The organism is Acaryochloris sp. 'Moss Beach' (assembly GCF_021497025.1).
In the GTDB taxonomy this organism is placed as follows: domain Bacteria; phylum Cyanobacteriota; class Cyanobacteriia; order Thermosynechococcales; family Thermosynechococcaceae; genus Acaryochloris; species Acaryochloris marina_A.
Genome location: NZ_CP071718.1, coordinates 323,562 through 340,347 on the forward strand (window position 1 = coordinate 323,562; position 16,786 = coordinate 340,347).

Sequence of the window (16,786 nt, forward strand, 5' to 3'; positions counted from 1 at the left end):
GAGGCCGACCCATGCGGACGATGCAGACCATAACACGCGACATGATCGAGTACTACGAGGAAGATGAATCTCTCGTAGATGCTGTGGAGCGCTATTACGGTGAATCTGAGACGGTCTCTGATATTGACCGCATGAGTACTGCTGTCTGGGTCGGCTCCAGCGCGATTGTTCAAAAGTTAGGCACCTACGTTAAAAGAGAGGACTTCAAAGCGCTCAGTCGAGGGTTCTTGCCTGACTCCTTAAAAGGCATCGCTGGTAGTGCAGTTCAAAGGATTAGGGGCAAGAAACCCAACGAGGAAGACAAAGAACGACTGGCCCATGACGTTACTTTGTCTGCTCCCAAAAGTGTGTCGATGGCACTGCACTTAGAAGGAGACAATCGCTTATTCGATGCCCACATGGAGGCAGTTCTAGAAACCTTTGAATTACTTGAGCGCGAGTATGCCCAGACCCGGATTCAAGTAAATGGAGTACGCTCTGTCGTCAATACAAGCAACATGATTGCGGCGTTGATGCCTCACCATACTTCCCGCGATGGAGACATGCAGCTTCACACCCACATGCTGCTCATGAATGGGACACAGGGGCCAGATGGTCAGTGGCGCTCCCTCTCTCATGAAAAGCTGGCTAAAGCTAAGTGGATAGGCAGCTTCTACCGTCAGAAGTTAGCAGAGAAGGTCCAACGGCTAGGGTATCGCATCTATGAAACTAAGGATGGGTTTGAGCTAGAGGGCTACAACCGCTCTGATGTCGAGGTCTTCAGCAAGCGCCATCGGGCCATCGTCAAAGCAGTTCGGGATGAAGGGCTAGAAGTTACTCCTGAGAATAAGAAGCTGAAGGTACTTACCACTCGCAAGGCTAAACGAGGGGTGGGCAAAAAGCTTGAAATCATCCAAGACCATTGGCGGGATGAGGCTCACTCTCAAGGAGTGGGTCATCCAGTATTGGCTGAACCTTTGGCCGTAATGCCTAACCCAGACCGAGCCAGGTATGAGGTTGAAAGCGCCATCCGTCATTACGCTGAATGGTCATCCATATTTGAGACGGATGATATCTATGCCTATGTCTTCAAGACCCTCAAGCGTCAGGGCATGGCGATGGAACAGGTTGATGAGGCCATTAGCCAAAGCAAAGAACTGATACCCGTCGATCGGGGATTCACCACCGTCACTGCCGTTGAAGAAGAAGCCCAGATCCATCAGCGCTGGATGGCAGGCCAAGATCAAGCTCAACCAATGGTTGCTAATCCCTCACTCTTAGGGATTGCAGTTGAACTGAATGAAGACCAGGCCAAGGCAGTTCTCAACACCCTCACTAGTACTGACCGCTACCAAATCTGGCAGGGCTTTCCAGGGGTGGGCAAGTCTCGAACATTAGGAGTACTGAAGACTTTACTCAATGGCTCCGGTCTGACGATTCGGGGCTTTAGTCCCACTATCCCAGCAGCGAAGAAACTCCAGGATGAGCTAGGTATCGCCACCAACACCGTTGAGCATTTGGTTCTGCATCAAGTTGATGACACCCCCAATCAAGTCTGGCTGGTTGATGAAGCGGGCATGATGAGCCGAAGACAGATGCGGGTGATTCTGGAAAAGGCAGAGGCAGTCAAAGCACAGGTCATCTTCGTAGGGGATGCGGGCCAGAACTCCGCGATTGAAGCGGGCAATCCCTTCAAGTTCATGCAGCACAATGGAGCGACCACTCACCGGATTGAGGAGATTGTCAGGCAGAAGGTTGATGTCCAAAAGCAAGCCGTTGAACTCATCGCCAGAGGTCAAGGACTCAAAGCACTGGACCTCCTCAATGCCAAGGGGTATGTGATTGAGGCAGACGATAAGACTGAGATGACCCAAGCCGCAGCAGCTCAGTTCCTTGCCCTCTCCCCCAATGAACAAGACCAAACCCTGATTATTGCTGGGACCAACAAGGAACGACTCGCGGCTGAAAAGGCCATTCGCAGGGGGGAGAAGAAACTTGGGCGACTCGGGGAATCCAGCAAGATTGTCCAGCTCAAATCCAGAAACCTGAGTATTGAGCAAAAACGACGGGTGGATTGGTATCGCAAAGGGGATTACGTTCGCCTATTGCAAACGTCTAAAACGTCATCCATCAAGCGAGGACAGCTTTACAAGGTGGAGAAACGCGAAGGAGATGAGCTGGTAGTCTCTTCCTTCGGCGGTCGGCTCTATCGATTCAATCCAGCTAAATACAAGCAAAAGGAGGTCTACAGTGCCCAAGAATTTGATGTGGCAGTCGGGGATAAGCTGCGGTGGACGACAACTATCCGGGAAAACAACTGGATTAACGGTCAGCAGCTCACGGTCACCGCCCTGGATAGTTTGAATATGACGGTTAGGGACCATAAGGGAGTCTCCCATGATGTGCCCCTCACTCAACCCTTGGCCTTGGAGTATGACCGGGTGTGGACTTCCTACCGCTCCCAGAGTGGCAGCAAGAAACGGACGATTGTCATCACCACCAATGACCGCACCTCCAGCAGAGAGCCGTTCCTAGTCGATATTTCCCGCCAAGAACATGAACTGACCATCTATACCGAAAACCTGGAAAAGCTGAAGAAACGGGTTGTAAAATCCAACGCCCAAGAAAGTGCTTTAGATTTAATTGAGGAAACCTATGGACACCAACGAACAACAACAGCAGATCGTGGACGAGCTTCAAGACCGATTAGCCCCACTCACGGACGCGATCACCATCCTGACCAATCAAGTCGAAGAAGTCCAGGCTCAGAACCAACACATCCTAGACGAGAACAGAGAACTCAAGTCCCAGGTCAGGGAGCGGATCAACACTATCCCGATGGAAGTCAAAGCCGTTCTCAACCTGTTCATCCAGGAGTTCAAGGACGCAATGGCAGCCAAGAAGCCCTCGGATATGAGCGAGAGTATCAAGCAACTCGCCAAGGCGATGGACAGTCTGAGTACCAAGATCGAGGATTCGAGCGTCTTGCAAATGACCATGAGCGACAAGGTATTGGAAGCGGCAGAGGAGATTATGCAAGTCAAGGACAAGCTCCCCCGACACGCCCCACCCAAGACGGTCGTTCAACAGAATGGGAGCAAGCCACCTCAGACTTAGCTAATTGGGTGATGCAGTGGTCTGAGGAGAATGAGCTAACGACAAGTGGGTTGGATAATCACTTGCTAGCCCTTGCTAAGGATATAGAGTCACTGAGCCAAAGTCTAGAACCTAATTCCTTTGAAGGTTTGGAAGAACTGGCTGAGGCTGTTGCAAATGCAAGGAAACAACAAGATCTCAGCCAGGGCCTAGCTCAGGTTGCCCAATTCATTGACAATTACTCAACCGAATGGGAACCAGCTTCCCTAGACCTAGCAGAACAGGTAAAGGCATGGTCCCAAGAGCAAGCATTAGCTGAGAGTGGACTAGAGTCTCAATTGCTGAGTCTTGCTCAACGGGTTGATGCTTTGCACCAAAGCCTAGAACCTGATTCCTTTGTGGGTCTGGGCGAATTGGCTGATCTTGCAAGGGAGCTGCAAGGACAAAAAGCCTTCGCCCAGAACCTTACTTATATTTCCCAATCCATAGAGCAGATAGACCAAACCATTGAACAGACCCTCAGTCAGCAAAGGATCAGGAGCATTGCCGATGCCGTCACAGAATGGCGAACGGGTCAGGAGCTGGCAGATGCCGTGACTGAGATGGTTGATGTCTTAACTCAAGGTACTGAAGGGTTAGACCGGGTAATCATCCGATTACAAGCTGGCTTGGAAGCAACTCAACCTCTGGATGTCAAATTCCCCGCAATGGCTGAGTTGGTCGATGCCGTCCAAGATTGGCAAACTGAGGTGGAGGTTTCCGCTGCCATTGGCGAAGTGCAGGACTTGGTTGAGAGTCTGACCATACCTCAATTTCCTGACATGGGTAACCTAGCTCAGGATGTGCATGACCTCAATGAAGAACAAGCTCTGGCTGAGAGTGGTTTGGTTGAGCAGTTAGCTACACTGACCACTCAGATTAACCAGTTAGCTGAACCTCAGCAGATTCAATTTGAGGGCATAGCTCAGTTGGCCGAAGTAGTGAGCGTACTCCAGCAGGGTCAATCCCTTGCTCAGGTGCAGCCCCAGCTCCAGGCCATCACCCAACAGATTGAAGCGTTTAACGCCAAGCAACCCACTTATTCGTTTGCCAGAATTAAGGAGCTGGCCGATACCGTCAGTGAATGGAGGGCACATGAATCCATTGCTCAACACATTGGCACACTCAATGATCTGACCGTTCGCGCTCAGCGAAGTCTGAAGACCTTCCCAGTCATGCAGCAATTGGCTAAATCCGTGAAGACAATGCGCTCAGTGGATGCACTCATGAATGGGCCAGTCGCAGACCAGCTCAAGGAAGTCGCTCAGCAGTTGACGGACAAAGGGATGAGCATCACTCCTAAACCCAAGAAGCAGGCCAAGTCCAAGGCCAAGCCCAAGAGAATCAAGGATCAGGTGTTCTGGCAACCGGATTACTCGGGGATTGAGAGACCTGAGCGTATTGATGAGAACCACTGGAATGAATGGGTGGATAGCTGTGTTCATCCTGATGTGATCACGGCTCGGTTGCAATCGATTGAGGGCGATCAGGTGATTGATCGGCTGCTCGGTGCCAAGATTGAGGACTTGGCAACGCGCAGAAAGGATGGATCTCTCAAGAAGGTTCGCAGTCAGTTTCGGACTAAACCCATCCAATCATTGATTAATGACCGTTCTCACCCTGATGTACTGAGCTATCAGGAGTTAGCGGATGGTGGCGGATGGTGGTGTGATTCTGGAGTGAATCCGCTATCCTTTGAAGAACTGGGACCGGATGAAAAACCCGCCCACAGTCTATATGGGACTTTTAAGCCCAACCCTAAAACCGCTCGATTAGATATCAAAAAAACTCAGAAAGCAAGGAGAAAAGATCCCAATGCACCCCCACGGTATCGCAAGTATGAAAATCCACTGGGGCCTAAACACGAACTATTTGAGCGGGATATGGCATTCCAACCCGTTCCCGATCACATCGCTCAGAAAATCTTTGCCAAGTATGGAGTTGTACAAACTAATAAAGAGAAAACAAAAGGATTCTGGTACACCGTCTATAAACACCCTGAGATTCCCATCTATCGAACTGAAGGAGATAAGAAGGATGCTGCTCTCGTCTCTCAAGGTCGGGTCGTCATTGGTGGGCAGGGGGTCAACATCGGTTATCGGGCCAAGAACCAGTACGATGAAGAACTTGAAAGACGGGTACTACATCCTCATCTAGAGGTGTTTGCGGTTCCAGGCAGGCAATTCAGGTATGCCCATGACTGGGATTCAGAGCAATCCACGGTCTGGAATGTGCGGCGTGAAATGGTCAGAGAGGCTGAACTCATTGAAGAAAGAGGCTGCAAGACATGGAGAATACCGTGGGAGGCAGATCAAGGGAAAGGCGTCGATGACCTGATCGGGAATCATGGCCCCATCGCCTTTGAGCAGGCCGATCAGAATGCCTATCCGATGGAGCGAGAAATCAAGATGCACTATCGGGGGCAGTACACCCAGATCAAAAATAAATTAAGTCGGGAGAACCCACAGCATACAAACGATATTGCAATTTACCTCATCGCTCAAGGTGATGGTGATGCGATGGATGGGGTAAGAGTCATCATGCAGTCAGATGCAGTCAGAAAGATGAAATCACCTGAAGAGAAAGAGCGCTATATACAAGGGGTGATTGGCTTTACCCACTCATACCAGGATGCCCTACACAAAGGGAGGTCCACTAAAGTATTTGAGCGTAGATTGTTCCTGCTACAGCATAAATCTCAACCCACTCAAGCCGTGACTTTAGAGAATGAGCTGGAGATTTGAAGGGTTGATCACATTGGGTCATCAGACAATCTGGATCAGATGCAAACTGGTGATAGTACTCATAAGGTATTGCAAATTCGAGCTTAGCAGGCCAGCAATGCATGGGCCTCTCAATGGCAACCCACTGTGGTATCACCTGAAACTGACTTTCGTAACAACTCCGTTTTTGAATTGCACTTTTGCGCCCCCTATATTGCCTGAGATCTCATCTTTGACGATACCAACATAGCGCCAAAAAACTAGTGTTGACAGGTCGCTCGTACTACTGGGTCTACCGACAGCTTGAAGCACTTCTTGCTCCGTTTTTCCCATCACTCTATTTCGGAAATCTTTTCGGTTTATTACCTCTGGCCTTTGTTTTGCAATCGGTCTTCTCACCGATTCAACAATTCCTGTCACCCGTTGTTGAATCGGTGGCAATTCAGCCTTTCGGGTGGCTTCTAACTTTGACTCTGTAGTCTTAAGTTGAGCTTTCAGATCTTTTTGAGTTTCGGTCAGGGTGAAAAGCTTTCCTTGAAGGGTTTTTATCTCAGTTTCTAGCTGCGTCTGATGCTGAGAATTCAATCGAAATATCCAATCATCGATCAGTGGTTCTAACTTAGATCGAAAAAGAAAAAGACTAGACACCGCTATCGCAGGGATTAATAATTTCATCCCTATAGAGATACTTTTGATGCCTTGATTTTTAAACTCTTGTCGCCTTTTCTGAATAAGGTCTTGCCGCAGCATTTTTTCTTTTCGAGCGCGGTACTGCTCTTCATCAACATTGACAAGAGCTTTCTCTAAATTTTCGGGTAGTATTTGCGATTCAGCACAAACTTTCCGTAAATCTTCCAGTAAATAGGTTTTGTCTGTTTCAGCTTGTAGCCGAGATGCTTCAGCTAACACCTTTACAACCATATCCTCAGAGATATGAGATTCTGAGCCATCCATAAGCATTACCTCTGGTTGAAAGGGAACTATCCAAACTAGGGTAACACCCTAAAATTAATAAAACCAACTGAAACCACTGTCAGACATAGGTTATAGGCTTGGACCTTGATCCGGGCTTGGGATTTGCGTCCCCTGCTCCAGCTCCAGGCTTTCAGTGGTCAAGCTTTTCATCCGGGCACCCCTGACGACAATCGCTGCTGCCCGCACACCTTTTTCCTGTCCTTGCTCAGCCACAATTCCTCGAATAGTTGGATCATGCTTTAGCAACATTGATTCAACCTTAGACTTGGCATACCCTGCCTTCAGTGCATTCTGGGCAACGAGGCCCGCCCCAATTAAGCCTGGCTGATCAACTTTAGATGAGAACTCGTTGTAGAGAGTTTGGCTGTCTTGTTCTTTGGATAGAGGGATATTGCTTGTACTCTGCTGCCGCTCATTCAAAAGTTGTTCTGCACCAAGATGTAGGGAGAGAACAACATCCTCACCTTTATTGAAAAGACTCAGAACCTCATCCGTTTCAAAGGATGAACTGTACCGATCTACCAGATGATCTGGATCAGAGGCAAATTGGTGAATGGATTCCATCTGGTCATCCCGTAGTTGTGACCCATAATGATTCACCAGAAAATCAAGATCATACAAATCACGAGCCGCTGTTCGATGTTGGGCCGCTGATAACTTCTGATCAAATTGCTGCTCTATTCGGTAGGTCTTGATACCTGAGATTGTCTCAATGGCTTCAGACTGGGGGCTTTCCCGAAAGCTAGTCTCTACCTTGAGTAACCTATCTTGCCCTGTAACCTGATCTAAATAATGAAGCTTGTACCGCTGGACAGTATCCGTATCTTTGACCAACTTTAGTGATTTCAATTCGATACCATTCACATTCCTAATGGCAGACTCAATTCGACCCTTGAGATTTAGCTTTTTTGTAGAGTCAAAATCTAAGTCCGTGGAATAGCGATCCAGGGCACGAGTGAAGATGAGTGCCGCACCTCCCTTGAGGACATAAGGCGTATCACCGACTTGTTGAGCGACTGACCGCATCAAGTCCAAGTGGATGGACTGGGAAGGGTTTATACGAATTTCACGGTCTGAATCCATTGCTTAAAAATTCTGGAGGGTTCACCTGATAGTTGGATTGCCAAGCGTTCTAAGTACTCTCGTTTGAGGTGATCAACTTGCTCTTGGCTATCCAGCCAACTGTTAATTGCTGCATTGTCTGCAATACTTGGCGGTCGCGATTTCTGGAGATCCAGCATCGCTAAGTCTGCGATAGCCCGATAATGATTGGCGACATATACAGGTTGATCTGAGGGAATGGATAATCCTTCCTGAAACAAAATTGAAGACATATCTCGCACTCCCTGATGACCTAGGGAAGGCGTTGTATCAACCTGCTGGCCCTTTCCTGCAAGGGGGATGCTCTTTTGAGTTGTTAGGGCATCCGTTTGTTCAAAAAAGTAGGGCTGAAAATGCCAATCCCCAGTATCTTCATCTGGAAAACGAAGGTTGAGTGCATGTTTGAACGAGATATACCGCTCCAGGGTCGTCTCAGGAATCGGCACTGGACGTAACAGAACTTCTTTTAAATCTTGGGTGGGAGAAAGCTCGTTCATACTGCCCCTGGCATTCCTCTAGCTTAATCACAGAATATCAGAGGCAACAAAAGGGAGCAGCTATCGCAACAGCTTCTCCCTTTTGCTAATCCCGATCACCAAAATCTCTCAAAAATCCCAAAGTTATTCGCCAAGTGCCTTGGAACAAGCTGATAACGCAAGCCCATGCCATGATCAATGCACCTACATCCCATGTTCGCTTGAGATAGTCGATAAAAGCATGAAATGCTTCGATCCCTAGATAAACCATTCCTATCAACAGGATGGGAGGTCCATATTTGCGGATAAAATTACGCAGGGTAGGAAACCTATGTTTTCGGGTGAACTTACGCATGATGGCAACTCCTATAGTTCCGGTTCACTGTGGGCCAAGGCAGGCTCTTTCTCTGGCTGCTTGGGGGATACGCCATTACTAACGGCCTTGGCAATCTGCTCGGCTCTCTTTAAATATTTCTCGGCACGTTCCACATTCCCCCCCTGCTGCTTTACTTTCTCTATGCGTGGATCGATGGGCTTTCCTTGCTCCTGTTTAACTTGGTCTTTAGTCTTAAATTCACCTTCAGCACGTTGCTTCTCTTGAGGAGCAAGATTATAGGTATCAACGAGCTTCTGACCTTCTTTTAGGTGTAATACTACTCTGCTTCCCACTTTAATCTTGAATTCACCTTCAAAATCCTTAAAATTCGTTAATGCTTCTTTGATATCTTCCATTTGCTGGTCACTAATCTGGGTGACGGAGCGGTCAATATCTCCTCCACGCATCCCAAAGATTTGCTCTTTGTTATAAAAGACCGCCATCCTGGAGATATCCACACCCCGCTGGTCTAAACCAGACAACGCCTCTAGCAAGTTATCTTCAGCTTCTTTAGACGAGTTCTCGTAGTTGTACTGCTCTAAGGCTGTATTTGTCGCATCCGCTAAATACGGAGAGACATCCTGAAGATTCTTGTCTGACATATCGGTCACATTCGGACCCTGAGCAACGATGGCGGTTGCCTCATCCACATCTTTACCTTCTCTCAATGCCTGGTGAGCAACATGCTCGTCATAAATTAAGGCTAATTCTGGTTTGCCTTGGATATTTTGCTCAATCTGCTCATAGCTACTGAGGTCTGGATCTTTGTGGTATTCAGACAGCAGTCTTGCATACTCAGCCCGTCGCTCCATATCTGGCTCAATTGCGGTGGGGGCTTGGTTGATTGTGTCTGCCATTTTCGTCTGTCTCCCTTGTAGTTTTTGAATGCTTTGCTGAACACTTTGCTGCATCTCGGCCAGCCAAGTCTTGGTGCGGTCGATATAGTGGTTGGTCATCTTCCACATGTGAACCACGGGGCGGGCCACTACGACTGGAATGCCTTTGGCTAAATAGCCCACCGCCAGCTTGCCTGAGTCGATCAAGCCCTTGCCGATCATGGAAGGAGCGACAATCCCGCTCAACGGTCGTGCCCACGCATCCGTCTTCGCCAACATGTCAGCGGTTCTGACTTTCGCCCAGGCATCAAATGCACTTTGCCGACCCCAACCATGTGGAACTTGACTGGCTAGATCTGTAAAGTTTTTGGCTATCTGATCAGCACGTATCCCATGAATCCCCGAATGCATCAGATGGGTTGTTTTGGATATTGCACCCGCAACCACAGGGCCTGCAACGGGCAAGTAAGTAGCAGCATGAGCTGCGATAGGGGCAACAGCCGTGACTTGGATGAGTCCCTTAGCTAGCCGAGCGACTGGAGCGGATTGAAAATAGAGTTGTTCTGCCTCCCGAAGTTCTTTGTATTTATCACCAATGAAGTTGTGATATTGATACTTTATCGGTGGACTAGATTTCTCAGTCGCCTCTTTTTGGTTAACAATATTGTTGTCTTCATGTTCCATTATTCATTTCCTCCATATGGAGCATTCTTGATGCCCGTAGTAATGTACCGCCAGCTATCTTTCCTGCTGTCTGTCGATACTCGGATCCCGTTGGGGTGAGCTGGGGAACTGGTCTACGGCATTGGAAATCTGGGCCTTACGCGCAACTAAGGACTCCGCTTTCTTAACGTCACCCCCTTGAGCTTCAACGGCATCGAGAAACCCCGTCTGCTTGATTGCCCCTGATAGTTCTTTTGGGCTGAAACCTCGCTGTTGACCTTCCTTTGCCACTTGCACCGCTTGCTTAAAGGTTGCGGTCACATTGGGGGGTCTCAAAAAGTTGGATTGGATTGCCCTGCTGAGTATGGCTTGCGTAAGTTCTTTACTTGCCCCCAGCATTTCTCTGAAATCTTGGTCGTCTGATGATGACATGGCTATCTTCCTCGTTTAAGTTATACAGAATCTACTGCTGCTTTCCGTTCGCTCAGAGTTTCCGATTTATGGAGCTTCTCTAACTCAGCCCCCGTAGGTAACATCGACTCTGCAATGTCCGCACGTTCACTGACGACGTACTCTGGTGTGATGCCTAGATCTCTCGACTGGCGACAGTACAGCAGAAACGGGTGGATGTGAGAGTACCAAAGCGCTTTATTCTCTTCTCTCAAGGCTTCATCGGTTTTGTTGAGTGGAACTTTCAGGCGATGTGCCCGTTGCTTCCAGCCTGGGGATTGGATCAGGCATTCTCCAGGTTCAAAGGTATCAATCTCGTCCGCTGTGATAAGTGGGACTTTGCGATGCTGCTCGGAGCGGTTGCGACTGCTGCCTGAACGACTGTTATGCCCCGTAGAGCGAGTCTTGTAGATTTCCGTAAATGTCCCTAGGGAGTCGCTCAAGCTCTTATCAGTGGAATGATGGCCTGTGCGAAAGTGGATTCTCGTGCCGAGGGAACTGAGAATTGACATGGCATGGTCCCGTGTATACCTCAAGTTGATTTGGGCATCACTCTGATAAGACAGGAGACAACACATTCCATACTCTCGGTATAGGTTTATCCACCGCTCAATATCTGGCAGGCGAATCGAGGTGAATTCATCCAAACACAAAAACAAGGGCCGATCTCGACTCACTTCTGCGTTCAGGTTGTGCCGCATCAACATATGAATGACTGCGGCACATAAGGGCGAGGTCGTACTCTCAGCGTTCTCATCAATTTGAACCCATACAACCTGTTTACCAGGGAGGTCCAAGGGAATCGTGGAGCTGGTAATAGAGGGAATGACACTGGCATCCATCAGCGCTTGAAAGTTCGTTACTGCTGTGCCGACAATCCCGCCAGCCGTTTTCTCTGCTTTGGAGACGGACCTTAAACCTAATGCCGCTTGGTTGGCCCAAAAGTCTAAGTCACCCCCTAAGTCAAATTGACCATACTGGTGGGCTGCGAGTAGACGTTGGGGAAGGTCTTCTAAGCTCAGGAATCCCCAGGCAGATACCAGATCTTGATAGACGTGGCTCTTGGCGAGAAGGAAGACGGTCTTGAGTAAGCTATCCCCTTGGGGACCAAAGAACCCATCTTTGCGACTTCCCGGTACTTCAAAGTTGGCGTTGATGGTCTTAGCGAGTTCCAGGGCTTCTTTCGAGCCACCCCGTTCTGGGATGAAGTCTAGGAGATTGAGGCTATCCGTGTGAGCTTTGCCAGGGCAGAAAAAATACTGCTGATAACCCAATCGATGGGCCAGGGCTGCATGTCGCTTTTGTAGACTCCCTTTGATGTCGTAGATGATACCTGTAAAGCCTTGTCGAAGGATATCGTCAATACAATTATCAACGACGCTTTTAGTCTTGCCATAGCCACTCGCGCCAATCACGCTAATTCCAGGCTGGCAGTCCGTGAGGATGAGCTTGCGATCACTCCCCAGACTTAAGGAGCATCCGTCTACTGTGGCATCTCGGATCTGTTTGAGTCCTCGCCATCGGGCTTTACGAATTTCTCCAGGGGTGGCAAATCGGGCATCGCGTTTACTCCGTCCATGCCCATTCTTGCTGTCAAGGATAGTCGCCAGGAGGAGGAGGAACCCGATCATGCCCAAGAGCCAGGGCAAGGGACTGCTCAACAACGGACCCAGATCCACGGGGGGCTGTGTGGGTTGAGGTTGATTTGTTTGGGTTTGCATGTTGCTTACCGCAATTTAGGTACGTAGTAATGTACCGCCATGCAATTTTTGAGGTGGGTTAGGGAGAGTAGAAGTATTGAAACTGAGGCAACAAGCTAAAGTAGGATTGAATCTCAAGCTAAGTCCTTCAAAGAATGGGGAAGTGTCGTGACAGCCTATACTATTGACTTCAGCCCGATTACAACTCTCTCGGATGATCAGTTTGACCTCCTCTGTAAGGCAAATCCTGAAATTAAGTTTGAGCGCACCCCAACTGGAGAACTTGTCATCATGCCACCGACTGGCGGGGAAACGGGCAGAGGGAATGCAAAACTTACCTCCCGATTCGTTGTTTGGAGTGAACGATATGGCCTTGGTGAAGTCTTTGATTCATCCACCTGTTTCAGAATTCCAGGTGGTGGAGATCGGTCTCCTGATGTAGCGTGGGTAGAAAAGTCCCGCTGGGATAGCCTCACACCAGAACAACAGCGCAAATTCCCGCCAATCTGCCCTGACTTCGTTCTAGAATTGCTTTCACCCAGCGATAACCTCACCATGACGCAGCGGAAGATGCAGGAGTATCTAGCCTGTGGGATACGGCTAGGGTAGCTCATCAACCCGGAAGACAAGCAGGTGGAGATTTACCGGCCAGGGCAGGATGTTGAGGTGCTGCAAACTCCCAGTACGGTTTCTGGAAAAGAGGTGTTGCCAGAATTCAACCTCAATCTGGGATGGATTTGGGGTTAGAGTTCTGAAATAGATAAAGAGAGGATCCAAATGATCGCTGAAAGCTGGGAGAAGATAATTGAGTGGGGAAATCGAAATGCCCCAGAAATGCTCACAGATCTTAATCCCGGAGCGTCAGAGGAGCAGATTGCAGCATTGGAGAGACTGATCAGAGTTTTGTGTAAGCGGTCTAGAATCCAAACACACCAGGAGACCGCATCATGTCTAGAAAGAAACAAGTACCCAATCGAGTTGATGAGCTATTGGATGAACTCATTGGAGAGAATCCACAGCCAGAGGATATTCTGGGCGAATCAGGACTGCTCAAACAACTCAGCAAACGCCTAGTGGAACGAGCCTTGGCAGGTGAATTGACTCATCACCTGCATCAATCCTCCGTCGATGAGCGTTCTCATGGCCCTAGAAACAGTCGCAATGGTTACTCGAAAAAGACCGTCCAGACTGAACAAGGAGAGATGGACCTATCGATTCCTCGCGACCGTTGCAGTGAGTTTGAGCCTGTCCTCGTGCCCAAAGGCCAGCGACGTATCGCGGGACTCGACGAGAAAATCATCGCCTTATATGCTCGTGGCATGACCACTCGTGATATTCGAGTCTCAATTGGTGGAGCTGTATGGGGCCAATATCTCTGAGGGTCTGATTAGTGACGTCACCAATAGTGTCATGGAGGAGGTTAAAGACTGGCGCTCAAGACCATTGGATGAGGTGTATCCGATTGTCTATCTCGATGCCCTGTATGTGAACATCAAAGTCAATGGCCAAGTCAGCAAGCGAGCCGTCTATGTCGCGCTAGCGGTAACTGTGGAGGGAAACAAAGAGCTGTTGGGATTATGGATAGGGGCTGCCGAGCGGGAGGGAGCAAAATTCTGGCTTTCAGTGCTCACAGACCTTAAAAACCGAGGCGCTCAGGATATCTTGATTGCTTGCTGTGATGGTCTCAAAGGCTTTCCCCAGGCGATTGAATCGGTCTATCCCGATACTCAAGTTCAAGTTTGTATCGTTCATCTCATTCGCAATAGTTTGCGCCATGTGCCTTGGAAGGAAAGTCGAGCCGTAGCTGCAGACCTCAAGCCCATTTATCAAGCGGCCACTTTGGAGGAATCTGAGGCTGCCTTGGATGCGTTTGCCAACAAATGGGACCAGACGTATCCTGGCATCAGCCAAATCTGGATACGGCATTGGGATAATATTGCTCCGTTGTTTAAGTACCCAATGGCCATCCGAAAGGTTATCTACACCACTAATGCCATTGAGTCGCTCAATCGCTCACTGCGAAAGGTGATTAAGACCAAAGCTGTCTTCCCGAATGAAGAGTCTGTCTACAAATTGGTTAGTGTCCCGATTTATTCGCCATGGTTTTTGAGCCGATCATGCTTGGCATGATCCCTGCGTGAGACGAGGAAGAAAATCGCTAAACAGCTCTCCTCATTGGGGAAAGCACCAATTTCATCAGCTTTGGTTCGGAATTCCCGGAACAGCCTTTCTAGGGCATTGGAAGTACGAATCAGCGAATGAAGGGATTCATCAAAATCATAGAAACTCAAGGTCAGGGCAAAATCTTTGATAAAGGTTCTGACCGCATCGGGTTCAAGGTCTGTCCATTTCTGTGCAAACACGAGCAACATCACAATCGCTTCTTCCCAGTCTGGCGCTTTATAGATAGCATAGGCATCGTGTTTAATTTGTGAATATCGCAGCTTCTTGGCTTCAGAGTGGGACAGTTCTTGTCCTTGAGCATCCAGGTGTGGCAATTGCTCATATCCCAAATGCCGGAGCATCGCTCGAACCTTATGAGTAATGCATCGCTGATGTTGTGCGAGGGGAAACAGAGCACGAATCACCTTAGGCAACCCAGTCGTGCCATCACTGACAATCAATTTCACCGAATAGGGTTGCAATCCCCGTTGCCACAGATGCGCAAAGAACAGTAACCAAGCTGCCTCCGATTCTTGCGGCGCCATTTCATAATGAAGCACCGTTTGGGTGCCATCGGGCCACACTGCCATAGCGACTAGAATGACTCGGTCTTCCGCATGACGTAGTTTCCGGATATGCCCAGCTTGGTCTTCCCAAAAGTCTTCTGAGGAACACTGAACACTAGCCCAAACACCATCGACAATCAGAATAGGAGGGGTTTCCTCAAGACGAGTCTGACGGCTTTGAAACATTTGCTTCTGAGCTTTTAGCGTAATTCGGTTAATGGCATTAACGGATAAGACTGCTCCTAGAATCTCATAGAGAGCTTCTTGCAGATCCCGAAGCGATAACCCCATGACGTACAAGCCGAGGCAAAAAATCGAGGAGACTACCGAGAGACTCGTTGGTAACGTTCTAAAATCTGCCACTCTCGGTCTGCATTCCCTTTCCGTAGCTTAGGGACAGACAGCTGAGCAATACGGCCGTATTGAGTATCGAGGACCCGTTGATAGTAGCCTGAACGTCGAGGTCGATCCCCTTGAACCTCTGATAGATAAGCTTGAACTTCTTCGTCTAGTGCTGACTCTACTGCGTTCTGGGTGACTCGGTTTGCTTCAAGGCGAAGGGTTGCTTCTAGGGCTTTGTTAATAGAGGCATAGGAACTTTGAGACTGAATACGGATAATCTGCTGCTCGCGTTGGGCAATGTTCATCAAGGAATGCTCTGAATTATCTATTACCAAAGCATTTCAGCTATCTCAGCTCATGGCGAATAAATCGGGACACTAACACAAATTGATGTTTCTGGCGATGAGGAATATCTCGAAGAGATGGACCAGACCGATTTTGAATTGGAAGGCGGCGCTGTCCCATTTTGCTATTCTGTTCCCAACACGATTCAACTATTGAATACGTTACGGCTTACACAAAAATCTAAACACTCTCCATTGGAAGTAGAACTCGGTCAATCAATCCCAGCAGACTTTCGTGAAAGCTTGCTAATTCACAATGTTGACATCCTCCTCTCCCTGAAGGAAGAGGATTCCCTAGCTAGCAAACAGTTCTAACTGCTCATCTACTAGACGAGTTGACGCATCACTGAGAACGGCTGAATTGACTTCAGGCTTACACTCTCTCCGACATCCGTTTATCGCCTCCGAGTGCCCCCCGGCGGCTTTGATATTCAATGCAGCATTGATATCTCTATCGTGGAAAGCGCCACAATTGAGACATTGCCACTCTCTAACCCCCAACTGCTTTCGACCTTCTCTATGCCCACAGCATGAGCAGGTTTGGCTGGTGGGTTCCCAGCGACTGATGACATTGAGTTCACGACCATACATGGTGGCTTTTGCCTCAAGCATAGTTCTAAATTGTCGCCATCCTAAATCACTGATCGCCTTAGACAATCTGCGATTCTTGAGCATCCCTGACACATTCAAGTCTTCTAGATTGATCTCTTGGTTCTCGATGATCAACTGAGTGCTGAGTTTGTGTAGAAAATCAGTCCGTATATCCTTAATCCGACTATGGAGTCTAGCAACTTTGAGCTTTGCTCTCTGCCTCCGGTTAGACCCCTTTACACAGCGGCTCAAGGTCTTTTGTAAGCGGGCTAGTTTCCTCAGATATCGCTTCAGGGGTTTAGGAGCTTCTACTTTTTGACCTGTACTGAGGGTGGCAAAGGTGGTTATCCCTAAGTCAATGGCACT

At 48.7% G+C, this 16,786-nt stretch carries 11 protein-coding genes and 3 pseudogenes; 4 read left to right on the forward strand and 10 right to left on the reverse strand.

Annotated features, from left to right (window positions below; translation table 11 throughout):
• Nucleotides 1-11 precede the first annotated feature (11 nt).
• Nucleotides 12-5,858: a MobF family relaxase gene (gene mobF / locus HRE53_RS28090; protein ID WP_235111444.1), complete on the forward strand. Its 5,847-nt coding sequence runs from the start codon at nt 12-14 to the stop codon at nt 5,856-5,858.
• 132 nt (nt 5,859-5,990) lie between these two features.
• On the opposite strand, the gene HRE53_RS28095 is transcribed toward mobF, so the two are convergent.
• The 7 genes from HRE53_RS28095 to HRE53_RS28125 all read right to left on the reverse strand — a co-directional run bounded on the left by HRE53_RS28095 (nt 5,991) and on the right by HRE53_RS28125 (nt 12,435).
• Nucleotides 5,991-6,791, reverse strand: coding sequence for a hypothetical protein (locus HRE53_RS28095; RefSeq protein WP_235111445.1), 801 nt, complete (start codon nt 6,789-6,791; stop codon nt 5,991-5,993).
• A 90-nt stretch (nt 6,792-6,881) separates the two neighbouring features.
• Complete coding sequence (locus HRE53_RS28100; RefSeq protein ID WP_235111446.1) at nt 6,882-7,895, reverse strand: nucleotidyl transferase AbiEii/AbiGii toxin family protein; 1,014 nt, start codon at nt 7,893-7,895, stop codon at nt 6,882-6,884.
• Nucleotides 7,868-8,410, reverse strand: a complete 543-nt coding sequence (locus tag HRE53_RS28105; protein WP_235111447.1) for a hypothetical protein — start codon at nt 8,408-8,410, stop codon at nt 7,868-7,870. Before HRE53_RS28105 ends, HRE53_RS28100 begins: the two co-directional genes overlap by 28 nt.
• Before the next feature lie 85 nt (nt 8,411-8,495).
• Entirely contained in the window at nt 8,496-8,744 is a 249-nt protein-coding gene (locus HRE53_RS28110; RefSeq protein ID WP_212666631.1) for a hypothetical protein, read from the reverse strand.
• Nucleotides 8,745-8,755: 11 nt separating this feature from the next.
• Nucleotides 8,756-10,285 (reverse strand): hypothetical protein, encoded by a 1,530-nt coding sequence (locus HRE53_RS28115; RefSeq protein ID WP_235111448.1) that lies wholly within the window; start codon nt 10,283-10,285, stop codon nt 8,756-8,758.
• A 54-nt stretch (nt 10,286-10,339) separates the two neighbouring features.
• Nucleotides 10,340-10,696: a hypothetical protein gene (locus tag HRE53_RS28120; protein WP_212666772.1), complete on the reverse strand. Its 357-nt coding sequence runs from the start codon at nt 10,694-10,696 to the stop codon at nt 10,340-10,342.
• 20 nt (nt 10,697-10,716) lie between these two features.
• Nucleotides 10,717-12,435, reverse strand: coding sequence for a type IV secretory system conjugative DNA transfer family protein (locus HRE53_RS28125; RefSeq protein WP_235111449.1), 1,719 nt, complete (start codon nt 12,433-12,435; stop codon nt 10,717-10,719).
• A gap of 147 nt (nt 12,436-12,582) precedes the next feature.
• Between HRE53_RS28125 and HRE53_RS28130 the strand changes: the two are divergent.
• Both HRE53_RS28130 and HRE53_RS28135 read left to right on the forward strand, forming a co-directional pair.
• Nucleotides 12,583-13,161 (forward strand): annotated as a pseudogene (locus HRE53_RS28130) (Uma2 family endonuclease).
• Nucleotides 13,162-13,361: 200 nt separating this feature from the next.
• Nucleotides 13,362-14,493, forward strand: a pseudogene (locus HRE53_RS28135) (IS256 family transposase); the annotation flags it as partial.
• Between the two features lie 11 nt (nt 14,494-14,504).
• On the opposite strand, the gene HRE53_RS28140 reads toward HRE53_RS28135, so the two are convergent.
• A complete protein-coding gene (locus tag HRE53_RS28140; RefSeq protein ID WP_255801509.1) occupies nt 14,505-15,434 on the reverse strand; it encodes a transposase in 930 nt (309 codons plus the stop codon).
• Nucleotides 15,435-15,466: 32 nt separating this feature from the next.
• On the reverse strand, nt 15,467-15,790 hold the full coding sequence (locus HRE53_RS34660) for a transposase (RefSeq protein WP_255801504.1): 324 nt from the start codon (nt 15,788-15,790) through the stop codon (nt 15,467-15,469).
• Between the two features lie 117 nt (nt 15,791-15,907).
• Here HRE53_RS34660 and HRE53_RS28145 point away from each other — a divergent pair, with 117 nt between their 5' ends.
• Complete coding sequence (locus tag HRE53_RS28145; RefSeq protein WP_235111450.1) at nt 15,908-16,144, forward strand: hypothetical protein; 237 nt, start codon at nt 15,908-15,910, stop codon at nt 16,142-16,144.
• Here the strand turns inward: HRE53_RS28145 and HRE53_RS28150 are convergent.
• Nucleotides 16,124-16,780, reverse strand: a pseudogene (locus tag HRE53_RS28150) (RNA-guided endonuclease TnpB family protein); the annotation flags it as partial. The gene HRE53_RS28145 and the pseudogene HRE53_RS28150 overlap by 21 nt on opposite strands.
• Nucleotides 16,781-16,786 lie beyond the last annotated feature (6 nt).